Genomic DNA, 15,410 nt, shown 5'->3' on the forward strand with positions numbered 1-15,410 from the left:
CTTTCACCCCGCATGGCTTTGGAAGTTGAAGACTTTCCACTGATCGTCCTGGGTGCGCCGGATTTCGAACGACATCATGCATAGCGATATCGAGTCATGAAATTCCACCCATACCTGGTCTTGATCCAGCGGCACGCCGTTTAACCAGCGGCGCAGTCGGTTGCCATGGGTTTGTGGCGGATTCCAATACTTCAGCACGGACACGCGTCCGCAGAATTGGTGAGCCGCAACGGCGCGAAATTCATCGATTGTGCGGCCGGTGTTGCTATTCTTGAACGTCAGGTCAAAAGCGCGTTGCCAGTCTTCTGCGTAGATGTCGCGGATAAACGCCGACGCTGCCGATGTGGCGCCCTTGGGTTCATAGCGCGACTTCAGGATCTTCCAGCCCGCCCAACTTAGCAAGAGACAGAGCAAGAGCAGTAATCCAATAGACACCCAAACCCTTCGAGCAAATCTTGTCCCCTTGCGGTCGTCGAATATCAAGGGATCTCCAATAAATAAGTTGTTTCAACGGAAAAAGCCGGTGAGCCCTTGTCGATCACAAACTTGGCTTCGGCTTATTTCCGCCGCACAGAATCAGGATTGTGGAAGCAATGATCAGTCCGCCTCCCAACAGTATCGCGGGTGTCAAGGCTTCTTCCAGAAAGACGACGCCGAACACAATCCCGAATAGGGGGGCCAGGAAGGCGACCATCATCGCACGTGGCGGGCCGATGTCGCGGACCAATCGGAAGTAAAGCAAAAAGCCTAGGCCGCTGCTCAGTATGCCTAAGCCAAGTACGTTGAGCACGATGCTGAAATCGATATTGCCTTGCGCGGGCGCTACAAACCAGAACGGCAGGAGTGCGGCGGCCGCGAACAGTTGGGCGCAGCCTGCCGATTCAAGTGGATTGACATGGGACGCATAGCGTTTGATGTAGACGCCGGCTCCTGCATAGGACGCCGCAGCAATCAAGCAGGCCAGGATGGCAGAAAAGAACGTCATCGACGTTGCCTCGGGAGTACTGATACCCGTCATGGTTGCGACGCCGATGACGCCTAGCATCAGACCGATACCCTTGCCCCGAGTCATTGCATCGCCCAGCCAGAGAACGGAAAAAGCGGTCCCAAATAGCGGAGTCGTGGCGTTGATGATCGCCGAATAGGAAGCGGGAACATGCTGGGCGGCGTACGAGAACATCAAGAATGGCAGGCCGACGTTGAAGCTGCCGATCACTACGTACTGACGCCAATGTGCTCGCCAATCGGGTTTGAATCGAATGGCGGCGAAATACAGCAACAGAACTCCGCCGCCGATCGCCACGCGCAAGTCGGCCGTAACGACCGGCCCGAGCACGGGCGAGAGCACGCGCATGAAGATGAACGACGCGCCCCAGACGGCGCTGAGCACCAATAAGCGCAACCAATCCGCGCCTCGCATTGAAAATTCTCCTTGCGTCGCGGCAGTCTTGAGTGCTTCGCTTCATTGTGGAAAGTGGGAACCGGATCGTGACGATGCGCGTCATCTTTCCTGAACTTGGCCGATGAAATCGTGGATGTAGGCCTTAACTCCGGGCATATCTGCGAGGTGGTTCTCGATGCGCAGGCTGAACAAGCTTCCGACAATGACACCATGCGCGCCGCTCTGCCAAAATGCGCGCACTTGATCGACTTTGCTGATTCCAAATCCAACGACGATAGGTTGGCTAGACGCGCGGCTTAGACGCCTAATGCGTTCCGTTGATTCTTCTTCAAAACGCTCGCTAGTGCCCGTGGTGCCGAATCGGCTGATGACGTAGGTGAACGCTGATGAATGATTGAGAAGCATAATCGCGCGTTCGAAAGGTGTATTCGGAGCAACCATCTGGATGCACCCGATGCGGCTCTGTGCAAGCTGCATCATATGGCTCGTGCTTTCGTCAAATGGAAGGTCTGAGCAAACAACGGCATCGACACCTATCCCTGACAGTTCTCCGTAAGCGCTGTCGCCGCGCATGTGCAGCAAGTTGTAGTAGAGGAGCAGGCCAATCGGGAGATCCGGATAACGGGTCCTGATTTTGCGGAGCAAGTCCAGGCAAGTCCCGTAAGTCGTGCCCGCATCGAGCGCCCGTCGCATGGATCGCTGATTCACAGGCCCGTCCGTAATCGGGTCCGAGAACGGAAAGCCGAGCTCGACGGCATCCGCGCCAGCCTCGACCGCGGTGCAGATCAGCTCAAAGCTCGATTCGGGGTTGGGGTCCCCCAACGTGAAGAATGGGATAAAGGCTCGACGGGATGCGTCGGCAAAGAGACGGTTGAAGCGATTCATAATGGGAACCCCTTAATTTTCCAGTACTCGTCGAGATCTTTGTCGCCTCGGCCAGATAGGCAGACGATCAAATTGCTGCCCGGCGCGAAGTCTTGGCTGCTCTTGATGGCTAGCGCGACGGCGTGAGCTGATTCGAAGGCTGGGATGATGCCCTCTAGTAGTGAAAGCTGTTCAAAAGCTGCCAGCGCCTCGTCGTCGCTGATGGCGGAGAACCTGGCGCGTCCCGACTCTTGAAGGTCAACCAACTCCGGACCTACGCCGGGGTAGTCCAGCCCTGCGGCGACGGAATGAGTACCGGCGATCTGACCTTCATGATTTTGAAGGAATAGGGAGCGCATTCCGTGGAATACGCCAATAGTTCCTTTAGTAAGCGTTGCTGCATGATGATTGGTGCCGTCGCCCTTACCCGCTGGCTCTGCACCATATAGGGAAACACCAGCATCGTCTTCAAAGCCTGAGAACAAGCCAACCGCATTGCTTCCGCCACCGATGCAGGCAAAGACCGCCTCTGGCAACTGTCCCGTCCGTTCGAGAATCTGCTTTCGTGATTCCGTGCCAATCACGGACTGGAAATACTTGATCATCGACGGGTAGGGGAACGGACCGGCAGCCGTGCCGAAGCAGTGGTAGGTACTGCCGACGTTGGTAATCCAGTCCCTCATGGCTTCGTTAATGGCGTCCTTCAGGGTGGCCCCTCCGGAAGTCACGGGATGGACCTTCGCGCCAAACAATTCCATGCGTCGGACATTCTGTTGTTGACGCGCTATGTCAACGGCCCCCATGTACACCTCGACAGGAAGGCCCAGGGCCGCGCCGGTCATCGCCGTCGCCACACCATGCTGGCCGGCGCCTGTCTCGGCAATGATGCGGGTCTTTCCCATGCGCTGGGCAAGTAACAGTTGGCCTAGCGTGCTATTGGTTTTATGGGCGCCTCCGTGGAGTAGATCTTCACGCTTCAGAAAGAGGTTTCTGCCAAGTTGGCCCGAGAGGCGCCGGGCATGGAACATTGGGGTTTCGCGCCCAGCGAAGTCCCTCATGAGCGTGAACAGGGCATCTTGGAAATCAGTGGCATCCCTTGCTTCAAGGAAGGCGTCGTGAACCTCGGCCAAGACGCTTACCAAGCTTTCGGATACATAGCTTCCACCGTAATTACCTGCGCCAAATCTTCTGACTAACTCCACACTGGCAAACATTACCGGCTCCCTGTTTGGGTTCGATACCGTTGGCACGGATATAGACCGATTTTCGATTTGCCAATAATGGGCTCTGGTCAGGGCATATGCCTATAGGAAAAGTCGGAAAATTCCAAAGTGAAGCACTGCAATGGCAGCTGCATTTTCGGGGTCAATCTCCTCACTCCCCAACACCCTTCTTCGCATGCGCGATGAATTCGGCCTGGCTGATTCTTCCATCCGTATCCATGGCCGCGAGCTGCTCGTCCGTGAATTCCTTTCCCAACTCAACGTCGCATCATCGACGGCGAATCGCCAGCATCATCATCAATCAACGCCAGCCGATACAGCGCATCCTTATCCAGAATCGTCATGCCGCCGTAGTGCGTCCGTAGCACCCCCGCGCGCGCCAGCCGCGTCAGCGCCGCGTTGCAGCGTTGGCGGGACACGCCGCACAAGCTGGCGATCTCTTCCTGGGATATCTTCAATCGCCCCTGCGTATCCGCATGGCGTTCGGCATCGAATTGCGCCGCCACGGCGCGGGCGACCGTGGTGTCCACATCCAGCAGCACGTTGCCGGTGTAGCTGGCCATCAGCCAGTTGACCCGCTGCGCCAGATGCATCGTCAATGCCTTGGTGAATTCGATGTTGTGGTTCCACAGGCGTTCGCAGGTGTCCCGCGGCAGGATGACGATGCGGCTGGGGCGCAGCGCGATCACCTCATATTCAAAGCGCTCGCGGCGCAGCATGGTGGCTTCGCCGAACCAACTGCCGATGCTGAAGCCGGCCAGCGACAGGGACTTGCCGTCCGCGCCGGGCGAGGTCCATTTCACCAGGCCTTCCACCACGCCATACCAACCCAGCGATTTCGACCCCGCGCGAAACAGGTATTCGCCCGTGGCGAGCGACACCGTGCGCAGTTCCGATCGGACCAGGTTGCGCTCAAGCGCCGGCAAGCCGTTGTACCAGGGCACAACGCTCAGCATTTTGTCCACCGGGCATTCGGCCGGCTTGCGCGCGGGGCCACGGGTCTGGCTGCCTACGTTGGCGGTCGGTCCAGGCATGGTTTCTCCGTTCAACAACAGGGCAAATGGGGAAAAGGGCGCACAGGTAAACCCTAGGCCGCTTTGTCACCATGATGACTGTACGCGCCTGGGGGCGGTCCCAGAATACTTGAGGCATCAAGAGCCAAAAAACATAAGAGGAGACAGGTATGTTGTCAATGCCACGCATCAAGTCCGGCCGCGCGCTCGCCTGCGCTGCCGCCGTGTCGCTGCTAAGCGCCACGGCCGCGCACGCGCAGATTTCGGACGATGTCATTCGGATCGGATTCATCACCGACCTGTCCGGTGTGTACTCCGGCCCCGACGGCCCGGGCGGGGCGGAAGCCATCAAGATGGCCATTGAGGAAATGGGCGGCGAGATCAACGGCAAGAAGATCGAACTGTTGACGGCGGACCACCAGAACAAGGCGGATATCGCATCGGCCAGGGCGCGCGAATGGTTCGACCAGCGCGGCCTGGACATGCTGATCGGCGGCACCAATTCCAGCACCGCGCTGGCCATGTCCAAGGTGGCGGCGGACAAGAAGAAGCCCATCATCGTGGTGGGCGCGGGCGCACCCGCGCTGACCAACGAGCAATGCACGCCCTACACCTTGAACTATGCCTACGACACGGTGGCGCTGGCGCGTGGCACGGGCGCGGCGGTGGTCAAGGCGGGCGGTAAAAGCTGGTACTTCCTTACGGCCGATTACGCCTTCGGCCACGCGCTGCAAGCCGATACGACGAAGGTGGTCGAGGCGGGCGGCGGCAAGGTTGTGGGATCGGTCAAGCATCCCTTGTCGGCCAACGATTTCTCGTCGTTCCTGTTGCAGGCGCAAGCCAGCAAGGCCGAGATTCTTGCCTTGGCGAATGCCGGCGCCGACGCCACCAACGCCATCAAGGCCGCCAACGAATTTGGCGTCACCAAGACGATGAAGCTGGCGGGCATGATCATGTTCATCAACGACATCCACGCCATGGGCCTGCCCGCCACGCAGGGCATGTACCTGACCGATAGCTGGTACTGGAACGCCTCGGATGCGAGCCGCGCCTGGAGCCAGAAGTTCTTTGAACGCCGCAACGCCATGCCGTCGTCGCTGCAAGCGGCCGACTACTCCGTGGCGCTGCAATACCTGCGCGCGGTCAAGGCCTTGGGCACGGATGACGCCGACCGCGTCTTGGCATACCTGCGCGAGAACAAGCTGAATGACATGTACATCAAGGACGGCGTGGTGCGTCCGGATGGCCGCGTCGTGCACGACATGTACCTGTTGCAAGTGAAGACGCCGGACGAGTCCAAAGAGGCTTGGGACTACTTCAAGGTGCTGCAAACGATTGACGGCAACGAGGCCTTCACCAAGCAGGCCGAGACGCGCTGCGCACTGTGGATGTGAACCGGAGACCCCCATGGCCAAACGCAAAGTCATCGTAACCATCGCCCCGACCGGGGGCATGGCATTCAAGACCCAGAACCCGCATCTGCCGACGCAACCGGCTGAAATCGCGGAAGACGTTTACCGCTGCTACAACGCGGGCGCCAGCGTGGTGGCGCTGCACGCGCGCCGGCCCGACGACCAGGCCACGTGCGACGCCGCCATCTACCGCGACATGAACCAGCGCATCCGCGAGCGTTGCGACATCGTGCTGAACAACTCCACCGGCGGCGGCGTGCATGGCGACATGGTGAAGGAAACGTCGCCCGGCACCTGGGAAATTTTGTGGGAAGAACGGCTCAAGGGCATGGATGCCGGCGCCGAAATGTGCACGCTGGACGCCACCACGCTGAACCTGGCGTTTGGTGACCGCGAATACCTGATGAATACGCCGCTGAGCAAGGCGCGCGAACTGGCGGCCGGCATGAAGGCGCGCGGCATCAAGCCCGAGTGGGAAGTCTTCAGCCCCACGCATATCCTGCAAGACGCCACGACGCTGATTGATGAAGGCCTGGACGAAGGGCCGCACTTCATCAACCTGGTCATGAACGTGCATCGGAATTTTCAGAACGCAATGCCGTTCTCGCCCCGGCATCTGCAAATGATGGTGGACCTGCTGCCAAAGAACAGCATTTTCTGCGTCAGCGGTATTGGTCCGTCGCAGCTTGAGGCCAACATCAGCGCGTTGCTGCTGGGCGGCCATGCGCGCGTGGGCCTGGAAGACAACCTGTACTACCGGCATGGCGAACTGGCCACCAATGTCCAACTGACCGAGCGCATCGTGCGCATCATCCGCGAAATGGACATGGAGCCGGCTACGCCGGCCGAAGCGCGCGAGATCATGGGCTTGCCCTTGCAAAGCGGTATCCGCCCCGAGTTCGCGGTCTGATCGCATCATCTTTAACGAGACATCATGATTGAATCCCTGAACGGCAAGCGCGTCCTGATCACGGCGGGCGCGCAGGGCATCGGCTTGGCCATCGCGCAGAAATTCCTGGCATCCGGCGCCGAGGTCCACATCTGCGACGTGGACGCGGCAGCCTGCGAAGCGGCCCGCAGGGCGAACCCGCGTATGACGGTCAGCGTGACCGACGTGTCCAGCGAAGCGCAGGTGGCGGCCATGTTCGCGGACTTGGCCGCGCGCTGGGGCAAGCTTGACGCCTTGATCAACAACGCGGGCGTGTCCGGCCCCACCAGCCGCCTGGAAGACACCACGCTGGATGCCTGGCAGAACACGCTGGACGTCAACCTGACCGGCACTTTCCTGTGCGCGCGCAGCGCCGTGCCCTTGCTGCGGGCGGCCGGTGGCGGCGCCATCGTCAATATTTCGTCGGTGGCGGGCCGCCTGGGTTTTTCACTGCGCAGCCCCTACAGCGCCAGCAAGTTCGGCCTGGCGGGGCTGACGCAGACGTGGGCGATGGAACTGGGGCCATCCAACATTCGCGTCAATTCCGTGCTGCCGGGCGTGGTGTCGGGCGATCGCGTCGAGCGCGTCATTGCCGCCCGCGCACAGGCAGGCGGTGTCAGCAACGATGCGATGCGCGAACAACTGGTCGAGAAAGTCTCGCTACGCCGGATGACCCGCCCCGAAGACGTGGCCAACCAGGTGGCCTACCTGTGCTCCGACGAAGGCGCGGTCATCAGCGGGCAGAGCATCTCGGTGTGTGGCAACGTGGAGTATCTGGGCTGAGCGCGGGCGGGCACACGGACGGGGCGGTGCGCGCCGCGCATTCCCAATTCACGCTCGAGGCATTCCCCCGTCCTTCTCATACGCCAGATAGTCCAGGTGGATGCCGATATGGTCCGCGATGTATTTCGCGTCGTGCCACACGCCCCAGATGAATGACGACGACCGGTTCGACTGGTTCGGCAGGCCCAGAAAGTAGATGCCTTTTTCAGCGGTAATGCCGCGCTTGTGAACGGGGTAGCCCTGGTCGTCGAACACGTCCACTTCCATCCAGCGGTAATCCACCTTGAAGCCGGTTGCCCAGACGATGCTCTTGATGCCGGCTTCGGCCAGGTTCAGGCTCAGGATCGGATTTGTCAGGCAGTCGGGGGCGTCCAGCAGCTTCCACGCTTCGGGTTCAGGCGGCAGGTCCAGGCCGTTCTGTTCGATGTAGGCGTCGGCTTCGCGCAGCACTTCAAAGTAGTCCGCGTCGCCTTGCGCAACGTTTTCGGCCAAGCCCTCCTGGAACGCCATCACGCCGTTCTCAAAGCGTTGCGTGATGCCGACCAACTGGATGCCCGCATGCGCCAGGCGGCGAAAATCGATGGTCTTGCCGTTGTCGTAGCCGCTGACCGCGAAGGCGACGTGCTCGCGCTTGGGCTTTTTCTTGACTTCGTCCCACATGCCCAACGCACCCAGCCACCAGCAGTAATCGCGTTCGCGGTAGGAACGGGGCGGGCGATAGTGCTCGCCCACGGACAGGTACACGGTGCGCCCGGCGCGGCGCAATTCCTCGGCAATCTGCGAGCCGGATGCGCCCGCACCCACCACCAGCACCGCGCCGTCAGCGAGTTGGCCGGGATTCTTGTAGGCGGATGAATGCACCTGCTGGATGCCCGCGTCTTCCGGCACGATGGCCGGGTAGCTGGGAATCTGGAACGCGCCGGTTGCCGTCACCACATGCAGCGCCTCGAATACGCCGTCTGACGTGGTGACGGTGAAGCCGGGGCGCTTCTGGTTGCGCTGCACGCGCAGGACCTCGACGCCGGTGCGCACGGGCGCATTGATCATCCTGGCGTAGTCTTCGAAGTACTGCGCCATGCGTTCCTTGGGCGGGAACACGTCCGCGCCGATGTCGTCGAATTTCAGGCTGGGAAAGCGGTCATGCCAGGCGGGGCCGTTGGCCACCAGCGAGTCCCAGCGTTCCGAGCGCCAGCGTTCGGCGATGCGCTTGCGTTCCAGCACGATGTGGTCAATGCCCATCGCGCCCAGGTGCTCACTCATCGCGATGCCGGCCTGGCCGGCGCCGATCACCAAGGTATTGGTTTTTTCCACTGACATTGCTTTTCCTAAGAAGGTTCAAGACCGCATACGTGCATCGATGCGGCGCAGTGTGAGCCAGATGGCCGCGCTTGATAACTTGGTTTTTTGGACGCTGGGCTTAGGAAAAAGCAAATCACTCCCCCAGAGCCAACGCCGGGATCTCGTTTCGTTTTTTCCGATGGACCGCATCAATATCCACAAACGGCCGGTAGACCCCGCTTCCCTTATTCTGCAAAGCATCGCGCAACAGATAGAGCCGCCATGCAGAACAGCCCCGTGTCCCCAAAATCGTCCAGCGCGGTGAGCCTGGAAGGAGTGGTCAAGAAGTACCGTCAGCAGACGGTGTTGCAGGAGCTGTCGCTGAAAATCCGGCGCGGTGAATTCCTGACGCTGCTGGGGCCGTCAGGTTGCGGCAAGACCACGCTCTTGAACCTGATCGCGGGGTTCGCGCAAGCGGACAACGGCGAGATCTTCATCGAAGATCAACTGGTTACGGATCTGCCGCCCTATCAGCGGCAGATTGGCATGGTGTTCCAGAACTACGCGCTGTTTCCCCATATGACGGTGGTGCGCAACATCGGCTACGGCCTGCGCATGCGCCGGATGCCCGCTGGTGAGATTGCCCAGCGCGTAGAAGAGGCCATGGCGCTGGTCAAGCTGGACGGGCTGGGCGAACGCAAACCACGCGAGCTGTCCGGCGGCCAGCAGCAGCGGGTGGCGCTGGCGCGCGCCTTGGTGATCCGCCCCAAGGTGCTGCTGCTGGACGAGCCGTTCTCGGCGCTGGACAAAGGCCTGCGCGGCTCGATGCAGGTGGAAATTCGCGAGATCCAGCGCAAGCTGGGCGTGACCACGGTGTTCGTCACGCACGACCAGGGCGAGGCGCTGGCCATGTCGGACCGCATCGCGGTGATGTCCAGCGGCGTCATCCGCCAGATCGCCACGCCCGACGAGCTCTACCGCAATCCGCAAGATCCCTTCGTGGCCTCGTTCCTGGGCGATGTGAACATTCTTCCCGCGCACTATCACGGTTCGGACCCGGACGGCATCTTGCTGCGCCTGGGCGCGGGCTTGATCCGCGTGGCGCGAGACCGGTTGGTGGGCGGCTCGCACGAAGGCCGTCGCCTGGACATCTATGTGCGGCCGGAACAGATACGGCTAGAGAACCTGCATAGCGAATCCGTGCTTAGCGGCACGGTGGTGAACCATGTGTTCCAGGGCGATCACATTGATTCCTACATCGACGTCGATATCCCGGTGGCCGGCCATCAGCGCGTGATGGTGCGCAGCGCTGGCCTGGACGCCTTGCAGCATTGGCCGGTGGGCTCGGTGACCGGCCTGGCGCTGCCCGGCCAGGGCATCAGCGTGTTCAACGTGTCGTAATGCCCGCCATGCCCGTCATTCCCTCCACCATGCAGGCAGTCGTTGCCCGCGAACCCGGCGATGCCAGTGTGCTGACGCTGGCAACCCGGCCCGTGCCCGCGCCACGCCCGGGCGAAGTGCTGCTGCGAGTGCGCGCCGCCGGCGTCAACCGGCCGGACATCATGCAACGGCAAGGGGCGGCACAGCCGGCCCCCGGCGTCACCGACGTGCTGGGCCTGGAAGCCTGCGGTGAGGTCGTCGCCGCAGGCCCCGGCGTGCCCGCAGCGCTGCGGGGCCAACGGCTGATGAGCTTGTTGCCTGGCGGCGGCTATGCCCCCTGGTGCGTGGCGCGCGTCGATCATTCATTTGTCGTACCGGACTGCCTGGACGACGATGCGGCGGCGGCCTTGCCCGAAGGCTTGTTCACCGTGTGGCACAACCTTTTTGAGCTTGGCCGCCTGCGCATGGGCCAGACCGTGTTGATTCATGGCGCGGCGGGGGGCATTGGTACGCTGGCCGTCCGCATGGCGCACGCGGCGGGCGCGCGGGTGGTGGCCACGGCCGGGCGCGCGGATCGCTTGCCTGCGCTGCGCGAGATGGGCGCGGCCCATGCCCTCTGCTATCGCGATACGGATTTCGTGCGGGCCTGCCTGGACGCCACGCAAGGGCAAGGCGTGGACGTGGTGCTGGACATGGTGGGCGGCGACTACGTGCGGCGCAACCTTCAGGCGCTGGCCTTTGGCGGCCGCCACGTCAGCCTGTCGTTTCTGCAAGGGTCCCAGGTCAACATCGACCTGCTGACCCTGATGCAAAAGCAATTGAGCCTGCATTCATCCACCCTGCGGCCGCAAAGCGCGGCAGAGAAAACGCGCATGGCGCAGGCCATCATCCGGCATGTGCTGCCGTTGGTGTTGGACGGCCGCGTCGCCCCGCGCGTCCATGCCAGCCTGCCGTTGTCAGAGGCGGCGCAGGCGCACCGCCTGCTGGAACGCGGCGACGTATTCGGCAAGGTCGTGCTGCGTCCTTGATGCGTTGCGTGGTTCGTTTTGCATTCGCGATAAAGGAATAGACCCCATGTTGAAGCTGCTTTACGCACCCACTTCCCCCTACGTCCGAAAAGTCATGGTTAGCGCGCATCTGGCGGGCGTGGTGGAGCAGATCCAATGGCTGGACAGCGCGGCCAACCCCGTACGCCGTGATGCCCGTATCGCCGCCCACAACCCCTTGGCCAAGGTGCCGACGCTGATCCTGGGCGATGGCCAGTCGCTGTACGACAGCCGCGTCATCTGCGAATACCTGGCCCATCTGGGCGGCAACGCCGATCTGTTTCCTGCCGTCGGGCCGCGCCGCTGGGTCGCCCTGGCGCAACAGGCGCTGGGCGATGGGCTGCTGGATGCAGCCCTGCTGGCGCGCTATGAACGCACTGCTCGGCCGGCCGAGTATCAGTGGCCGGTGTGGCGCGAGGCGCAACTGGTCAAGGTCGGCGCCTGCCTGGAGCAGATCGAACAGCAGGCCGGCGAGTTGATCAACCCGCTGACCGACCCGCAGGGGGCAGCACTTGCCACGCCAGCGCCCACCATCGGTGAAGTCACCTTGGGCTGCGCGCTGGGCTATCTGGATTTTCGTTTTCCTGAACTGGACTGGCGCGCCAGCCATCCGCGCGCCGCGCAATGGGAAGCGGCGTTTCGCAAGCTGCCCGCCATGCAGGCAACGCTTCCTCATGAAGCTTAAGGCTGCATCACCAAGACCACATTCCGGACCACCGCCATGACGCCATCCACCACCACCACGAACGCCACCATCTGGTTTCTCAACGGCCCGAACGCCAATCTATACGGCCTGGACGCCAACAAGACCTATGGCGCCGAGAGCTTCCCGGCGCTGTGCGACCGTTGCGAAAAGAAGGCGGCCAGCCTGAACCTGCAACTGCATTTCGTGCAGTCCAACCATGAAGGCCAGTTGATCGACTGGATACAGGAAGCGCGCGGCGATGCGCAAGGCATCATCATCAACGCCGCGGGCCTGACATATTCCTCGATTCCCATCCTGGATACCTTGCTGGCGTTTCCCGGCCGCATTATCGAAGTCCACATGAGCAATATCTGGCGGCGTGAGGCGTTTCGCCATCATTCCTATATTTCCAAGGCAGCCGACGGCGTCATCGCGGGCCTGGGCGGCGAGGGTTACGAGCTGGCCATTGAAGCCATGTCGCGCCTGATCGCGCGCCCGGCTTGAGAAGGCGATACCGATGACAGCGAGCAACACTGCGAGCAACACCGCAAACAACACCGCAGGCAACCCCGCAACCCCCACCGCGCCCTCTGGCGCGCTGGTCTTCTACAGCCAGTTCGACGATTTCGCCGCGTGGAAACACGCATTGCAGGCGCGCATGCCTCAGTTGCGCGTCCTGCACGAGAGCGAGGTCGACGACCCCGCCGCCATCCACTACGCACTGGCCTGGAAGCCGCCCACCGGCTTTTTCGACCCCATGCCCAACCTGCGCCTGATCATCAACCTGGGCGCGGGGGTGGATTCCTTGGTCGGCCGCAACGATCTTCCGGCCGGCGTGCCCATTACCCGCATCACCGACCCGCAAATGGCTCGCATGATGGCCGGCTACGTGCTGTTCGCCACGCTGCGCCACGCGCGCGATATTCCCTGGTTTGAACAGGCGCAGCGCCGTGGCGAGTGGGCGTACCGGCATCCGCGCGCGCCAGAGGACACGCGCGTGGCGGTGCTGGGGCTGGGGGAGCTGGGCGCTTATGCGGCGCATGAACTGCAGCGCCAAGGTTTCACCGTGCTGGGCTGGTCGCGCAGCCCACGCCAGATTGAAGGCGTGCAGTGCCACGCGGGCATGGATGCGTTGGATACCGTCATTTCGCAGGCCGACATCCTGGTGATCATGCTGCCGTTGACGCCGCAAACTCGCGGCCTGCTCAACCAGGCGCGGCTTGAGAAGCTGCCGCGCGGGGCCGCGCTGATCAACGTGGCGCGTGGCGCCTTGGTGGACCAGGCGGCCATGACGGCGCTGCTGCAAAGCGGGCATATCGGTGCGGCCACGCTAGACGTTTTTGAACGCGAGCCCCTGCCCAGCGATGACCCGCTCTGGCGCATGGATAACGTGCTGATCACGCCGCATCTGGCGTCCGTCGCCATTCCGGCGTCGGCGGCGGCGCAGATCGCCGAGAACATCGCGCGCGTGTCTTGCGGCGATGCCCCGGCCAACCAGATCGACCCGTCACGCGGGTACTGAGCGTCGGGCGGCCGGATCGCGGGGCCGCCGGACCGCCGGGCCACCGGACCGCCGGACCGCCGGATCGCCGGATCGCCGGGCCGCCGGATCGCCGGCCGCCTAATCCACTTCTTCGATATTCAGGATCTTGCCCAGGCCCAGGAAGGCGTTGGCAAGCGCCAGCAGGCTGGCCGTCACGGCGATATACACCACCGACAGCGCGGCCAGGGTCGGGTCCGCGAATTCCCGCACGTAGTTGTACATCGACACCGGTAGCGTCTGCGTCAGTTGTGTCGTGACGAAAAGCGACGCGGTGAATTCACTGAACGACATGATGGCGGCGAACAACCACCCACCGAAGAGACCGGGCGCCAGCAAGGGCACGGTCACCGTGAACATCACCTTCAAGGGCGACGCGCCCAGGCTGGCCGCCGCCTGTTCCAGGCGTTCGTCAATGTTCTCCATGGACACATACACGCTGCGCATCACGAAGGGCAGCACCAGCATCACATGGCACAAAATGACCAGGCCGTAGCCCCGGTCCATGTCAAACTGCGCCACCAGAATCAGCAGCCCCAGGCCCAGCGTGAAATGCGGGATCACCAGCGGTGACAGCAAGATGGCCTGCAACATGTCCTTGCCGGGAAAGCCCATGCGCTTGACGGCGATGGCCAGCGCGGTGCCGATGAACAGCGCCAGGAACGACGCCCAGGCCATCACGATCAGGCTGGCGCGAAAGCCCTGTTGGAAGTCCGGGTACGTGAACACCCGTTCAAACCAGCGTAGCGACCAGGCCTCGGGCGGAAACGTCAGCAGCGCCTTGTCGTTGAACGATGCCAAGGTCACCACCACCACCGGCAACAGCACGAACGCCATGATCAGGGTGATCAGCAGCGGCGCGCCAATGCGCAGCGGCAAGGGCAGAGTGTGTTTGATGGCCATGCTAGTGCGCTCCCATTGCTTTGAGTCGCTTGGTGCCCCGGCCCAGCAGCATCAGCGACACGACCGTCAAGGCCAGGCCGGCAACGCTCAGGCTCGCGGCCAGGGGGAAGTTCATGGAAGAGAAACCCAACTGGTAGACCAGTGTGGACACCGTCGGCACACGGCCGCCGCCGATCATCTGCGGCGTGGCAAACGCGCTGAAGGTCCACGCGAACGACGTGGTGATGCTGGCGATAATGCCCGGCATGGACAGCGGTAGCGTTACCGTCAGGAAAGTGCGCACGGGGCCGGCGCCCAGGCTTTGCGCGGCTTTTTCATAGTCGCGGTTGATGTGCGAAATGGCGGTGGCCAGCATCAGCACCACCACGGGTATCGTCACGTGCACCAGCGCAATCAGCACGCCCAGGTGCGTGAACATCAGGTTCAACGGTACGTCGATCAGCCCAATTTTCCGCAGCACCGTGTTGATGAAGCCGTTGTTGCCCAGCACGATGATCCACGAATACGTGCGGACGATTTCACCCAGGAACAACGGCGTGATCGACACGATGAGGATGAACGATTTCAACAGGCGGTTGCGCACCCGCACCATGGCGTAAGCCAGCGGGTAGGCCACGAGCAGAGAGCAGACCGTGGTTTCGATGCTGAGCAGCAGCGTGTTGGCGAAGGCGGACAGGTAGACGGACTTGCCCAGCCCGGTGAAGTTCGCCAGCGTCAGCCCGCCCACGTCCAACGAGCCGGGAATGAAGGCGCGTACGCTGAATTGCAGCACCGCCGCCATCGACACGCAGATGCACAGGGCGATGAGACCGGCGGGTGATATCAACCAGCCGCGCAGACTGGAACGTGTATTCATAGGGGCTTGTCAATCCGAATGCGTTGATGCTTGCTGGAAACGCCTGTGTCCCGCCACATTCAAGGCCGGGACACAGGCGCGGCGCGGTGCAACCGGC

Annotated in this window: 16 protein-coding genes; 8 read left to right on the top strand and 8 right to left on the bottom strand. The window is 62.2% G+C overall.

The features are described 5' to 3' along the window. Positions 1–3: 3 nt before the first annotated feature. From CVS48_RS09945 to CVS48_RS09965, 5 genes are all read right to left on the bottom strand, one after another. Positions 4–483 carry a hypothetical protein gene (locus CVS48_RS09945; protein ID WP_126376205.1) on the bottom strand — a complete coding sequence of 160 codons (480 nt, stop codon included), beginning with the start codon at positions 481–483 and terminating at the stop codon, positions 4–6. 55 nt (positions 484–538) lie between these two features. Next, positions 539–1,420 carry a DMT family transporter gene (locus CVS48_RS09950; RefSeq protein WP_100854300.1) on the bottom strand — a complete coding sequence of 294 codons (882 nt, stop codon included), beginning with the start codon at positions 1,418–1,420 and terminating at the stop codon, positions 539–541. A gap of 81 nt (positions 1,421–1,501) precedes the next feature. After that, entirely contained in the window at positions 1,502–2,287 is a 786-nt protein-coding gene (gene trpA / locus CVS48_RS09955; protein WP_100854301.1) for a tryptophan synthase subunit alpha, read from the bottom strand. Beyond that, positions 2,284–3,480 (bottom strand): tryptophan synthase subunit beta, encoded by a 1,197-nt coding sequence (gene trpB, locus CVS48_RS09960; RefSeq protein ID WP_100854302.1) that lies wholly within the window; start codon positions 3,478–3,480, stop codon positions 2,284–2,286. The genes trpA and trpB overlap by 4 nt, the downstream gene beginning before the upstream one ends. A gap of 266 nt (positions 3,481–3,746) precedes the next feature. Then, a complete protein-coding gene (locus CVS48_RS09965; protein ID WP_242001326.1) occupies positions 3,747–4,523 on the bottom strand; it encodes a Crp/Fnr family transcriptional regulator in 777 nt (258 codons plus the stop codon). 158 nt (positions 4,524–4,681) lie between these two features. Here CVS48_RS09965 and CVS48_RS09970 point away from each other — a divergent pair, with 158 nt between their 5' ends. Genes CVS48_RS09970 through CVS48_RS09980 form a run of 3 tightly spaced genes read left to right on the top strand, consistent with a single transcriptional unit; the run spans position 4,682 to position 7,625 of the window. After that, the gene (locus tag CVS48_RS09970) at positions 4,682–5,896 is read left to right on the top strand and encodes an ABC transporter substrate-binding protein (protein WP_100857586.1); all 1,215 of its coding nucleotides are present in this window, start codon (positions 4,682–4,684) and stop codon (positions 5,894–5,896) included. Between the two features lie 13 nt (positions 5,897–5,909). Next, positions 5,910–6,824: a beta-keto acid cleavage family enzyme gene (locus CVS48_RS09975; protein ID WP_100854303.1), complete on the top strand. Its 915-nt coding sequence runs from the start codon at positions 5,910–5,912 to the stop codon at positions 6,822–6,824. A gap of 24 nt (positions 6,825–6,848) precedes the next feature. Then, the gene (locus tag CVS48_RS09980) at positions 6,849–7,625 is read left to right on the top strand and encodes an SDR family oxidoreductase (RefSeq protein WP_100854304.1); all 777 of its coding nucleotides are present in this window, start codon (positions 6,849–6,851) and stop codon (positions 7,623–7,625) included. A gap of 48 nt (positions 7,626–7,673) precedes the next feature. Here the strand turns inward: CVS48_RS09980 and CVS48_RS09985 are convergent, their stop codons facing one another. Beyond that, positions 7,674–8,942, bottom strand: coding sequence for a flavin-containing monooxygenase (locus CVS48_RS09985; RefSeq protein WP_100854305.1), 1,269 nt, complete (start codon positions 8,940–8,942; stop codon positions 7,674–7,676). A 243-nt stretch (positions 8,943–9,185) separates the two neighbouring features. Between CVS48_RS09985 and CVS48_RS09990 the strand changes: the two genes are divergently transcribed. From CVS48_RS09990 to CVS48_RS10010, 5 genes are read left to right on the top strand one after another with little or no spacing between them, the layout of a single operon-like run. Beyond that, positions 9,186–10,304 carry an ABC transporter ATP-binding protein gene (locus tag CVS48_RS09990; protein WP_100854306.1) on the top strand — a complete coding sequence of 373 codons (1,119 nt, stop codon included), beginning with the start codon at positions 9,186–9,188 and terminating at the stop codon, positions 10,302–10,304. Then, positions 10,304–11,311 carry an NAD(P)H-quinone oxidoreductase gene (locus CVS48_RS09995; protein ID WP_242001325.1) on the top strand — a complete coding sequence of 336 codons (1,008 nt, stop codon included), beginning with the start codon at positions 10,304–10,306 and terminating at the stop codon, positions 11,309–11,311. Before CVS48_RS09990 ends, CVS48_RS09995 begins: the two co-directional genes overlap by 1 nt. 46 nt (positions 11,312–11,357) lie before the next feature. Further along, a complete protein-coding gene (locus tag CVS48_RS10000; RefSeq protein ID WP_100854307.1) occupies positions 11,358–12,014 on the top strand; it encodes a glutathione S-transferase in 657 nt (218 codons plus the stop codon). Positions 12,015–12,050: 36 nt separating this feature from the next. Next, on the top strand, positions 12,051–12,518 hold the full coding sequence (locus CVS48_RS10005; protein WP_100854308.1) for a type II 3-dehydroquinate dehydratase: 468 nt from the start codon (positions 12,051–12,053) through the stop codon (positions 12,516–12,518). A gap of 13 nt (positions 12,519–12,531) precedes the next feature. Continuing rightward, positions 12,532–13,536, top strand: coding sequence for a 2-hydroxyacid dehydrogenase (locus tag CVS48_RS10010; RefSeq protein ID WP_100854309.1), 1,005 nt, complete (start codon positions 12,532–12,534; stop codon positions 13,534–13,536). A 99-nt stretch (positions 13,537–13,635) separates the two neighbouring features. Here CVS48_RS10010 and CVS48_RS10015 read toward each other — a convergent pair whose 3' ends face one another. Both CVS48_RS10015 and CVS48_RS10020 read right to left on the bottom strand, forming a co-directional pair. Further along, positions 13,636–14,457, bottom strand: a complete 822-nt coding sequence (locus CVS48_RS10015; RefSeq protein ID WP_100854310.1) for an ABC transporter permease — start codon at positions 14,455–14,457, stop codon at positions 13,636–13,638. A 1-nt stretch (position 14,458) separates the two neighbouring features. Continuing rightward, on the bottom strand, positions 14,459–15,313 hold the full coding sequence (locus CVS48_RS10020; RefSeq protein ID WP_100854311.1) for an ABC transporter permease: 855 nt from the start codon (positions 15,311–15,313) through the stop codon (positions 14,459–14,461). Between the last annotated feature and the right edge of the window lie 97 nt (positions 15,314–15,410).

Source organism: Achromobacter spanius (assembly GCF_002812705.1).
GTDB lineage: Bacteria > Pseudomonadota > Gammaproteobacteria > Burkholderiales > Burkholderiaceae_B > Achromobacter > Achromobacter spanius.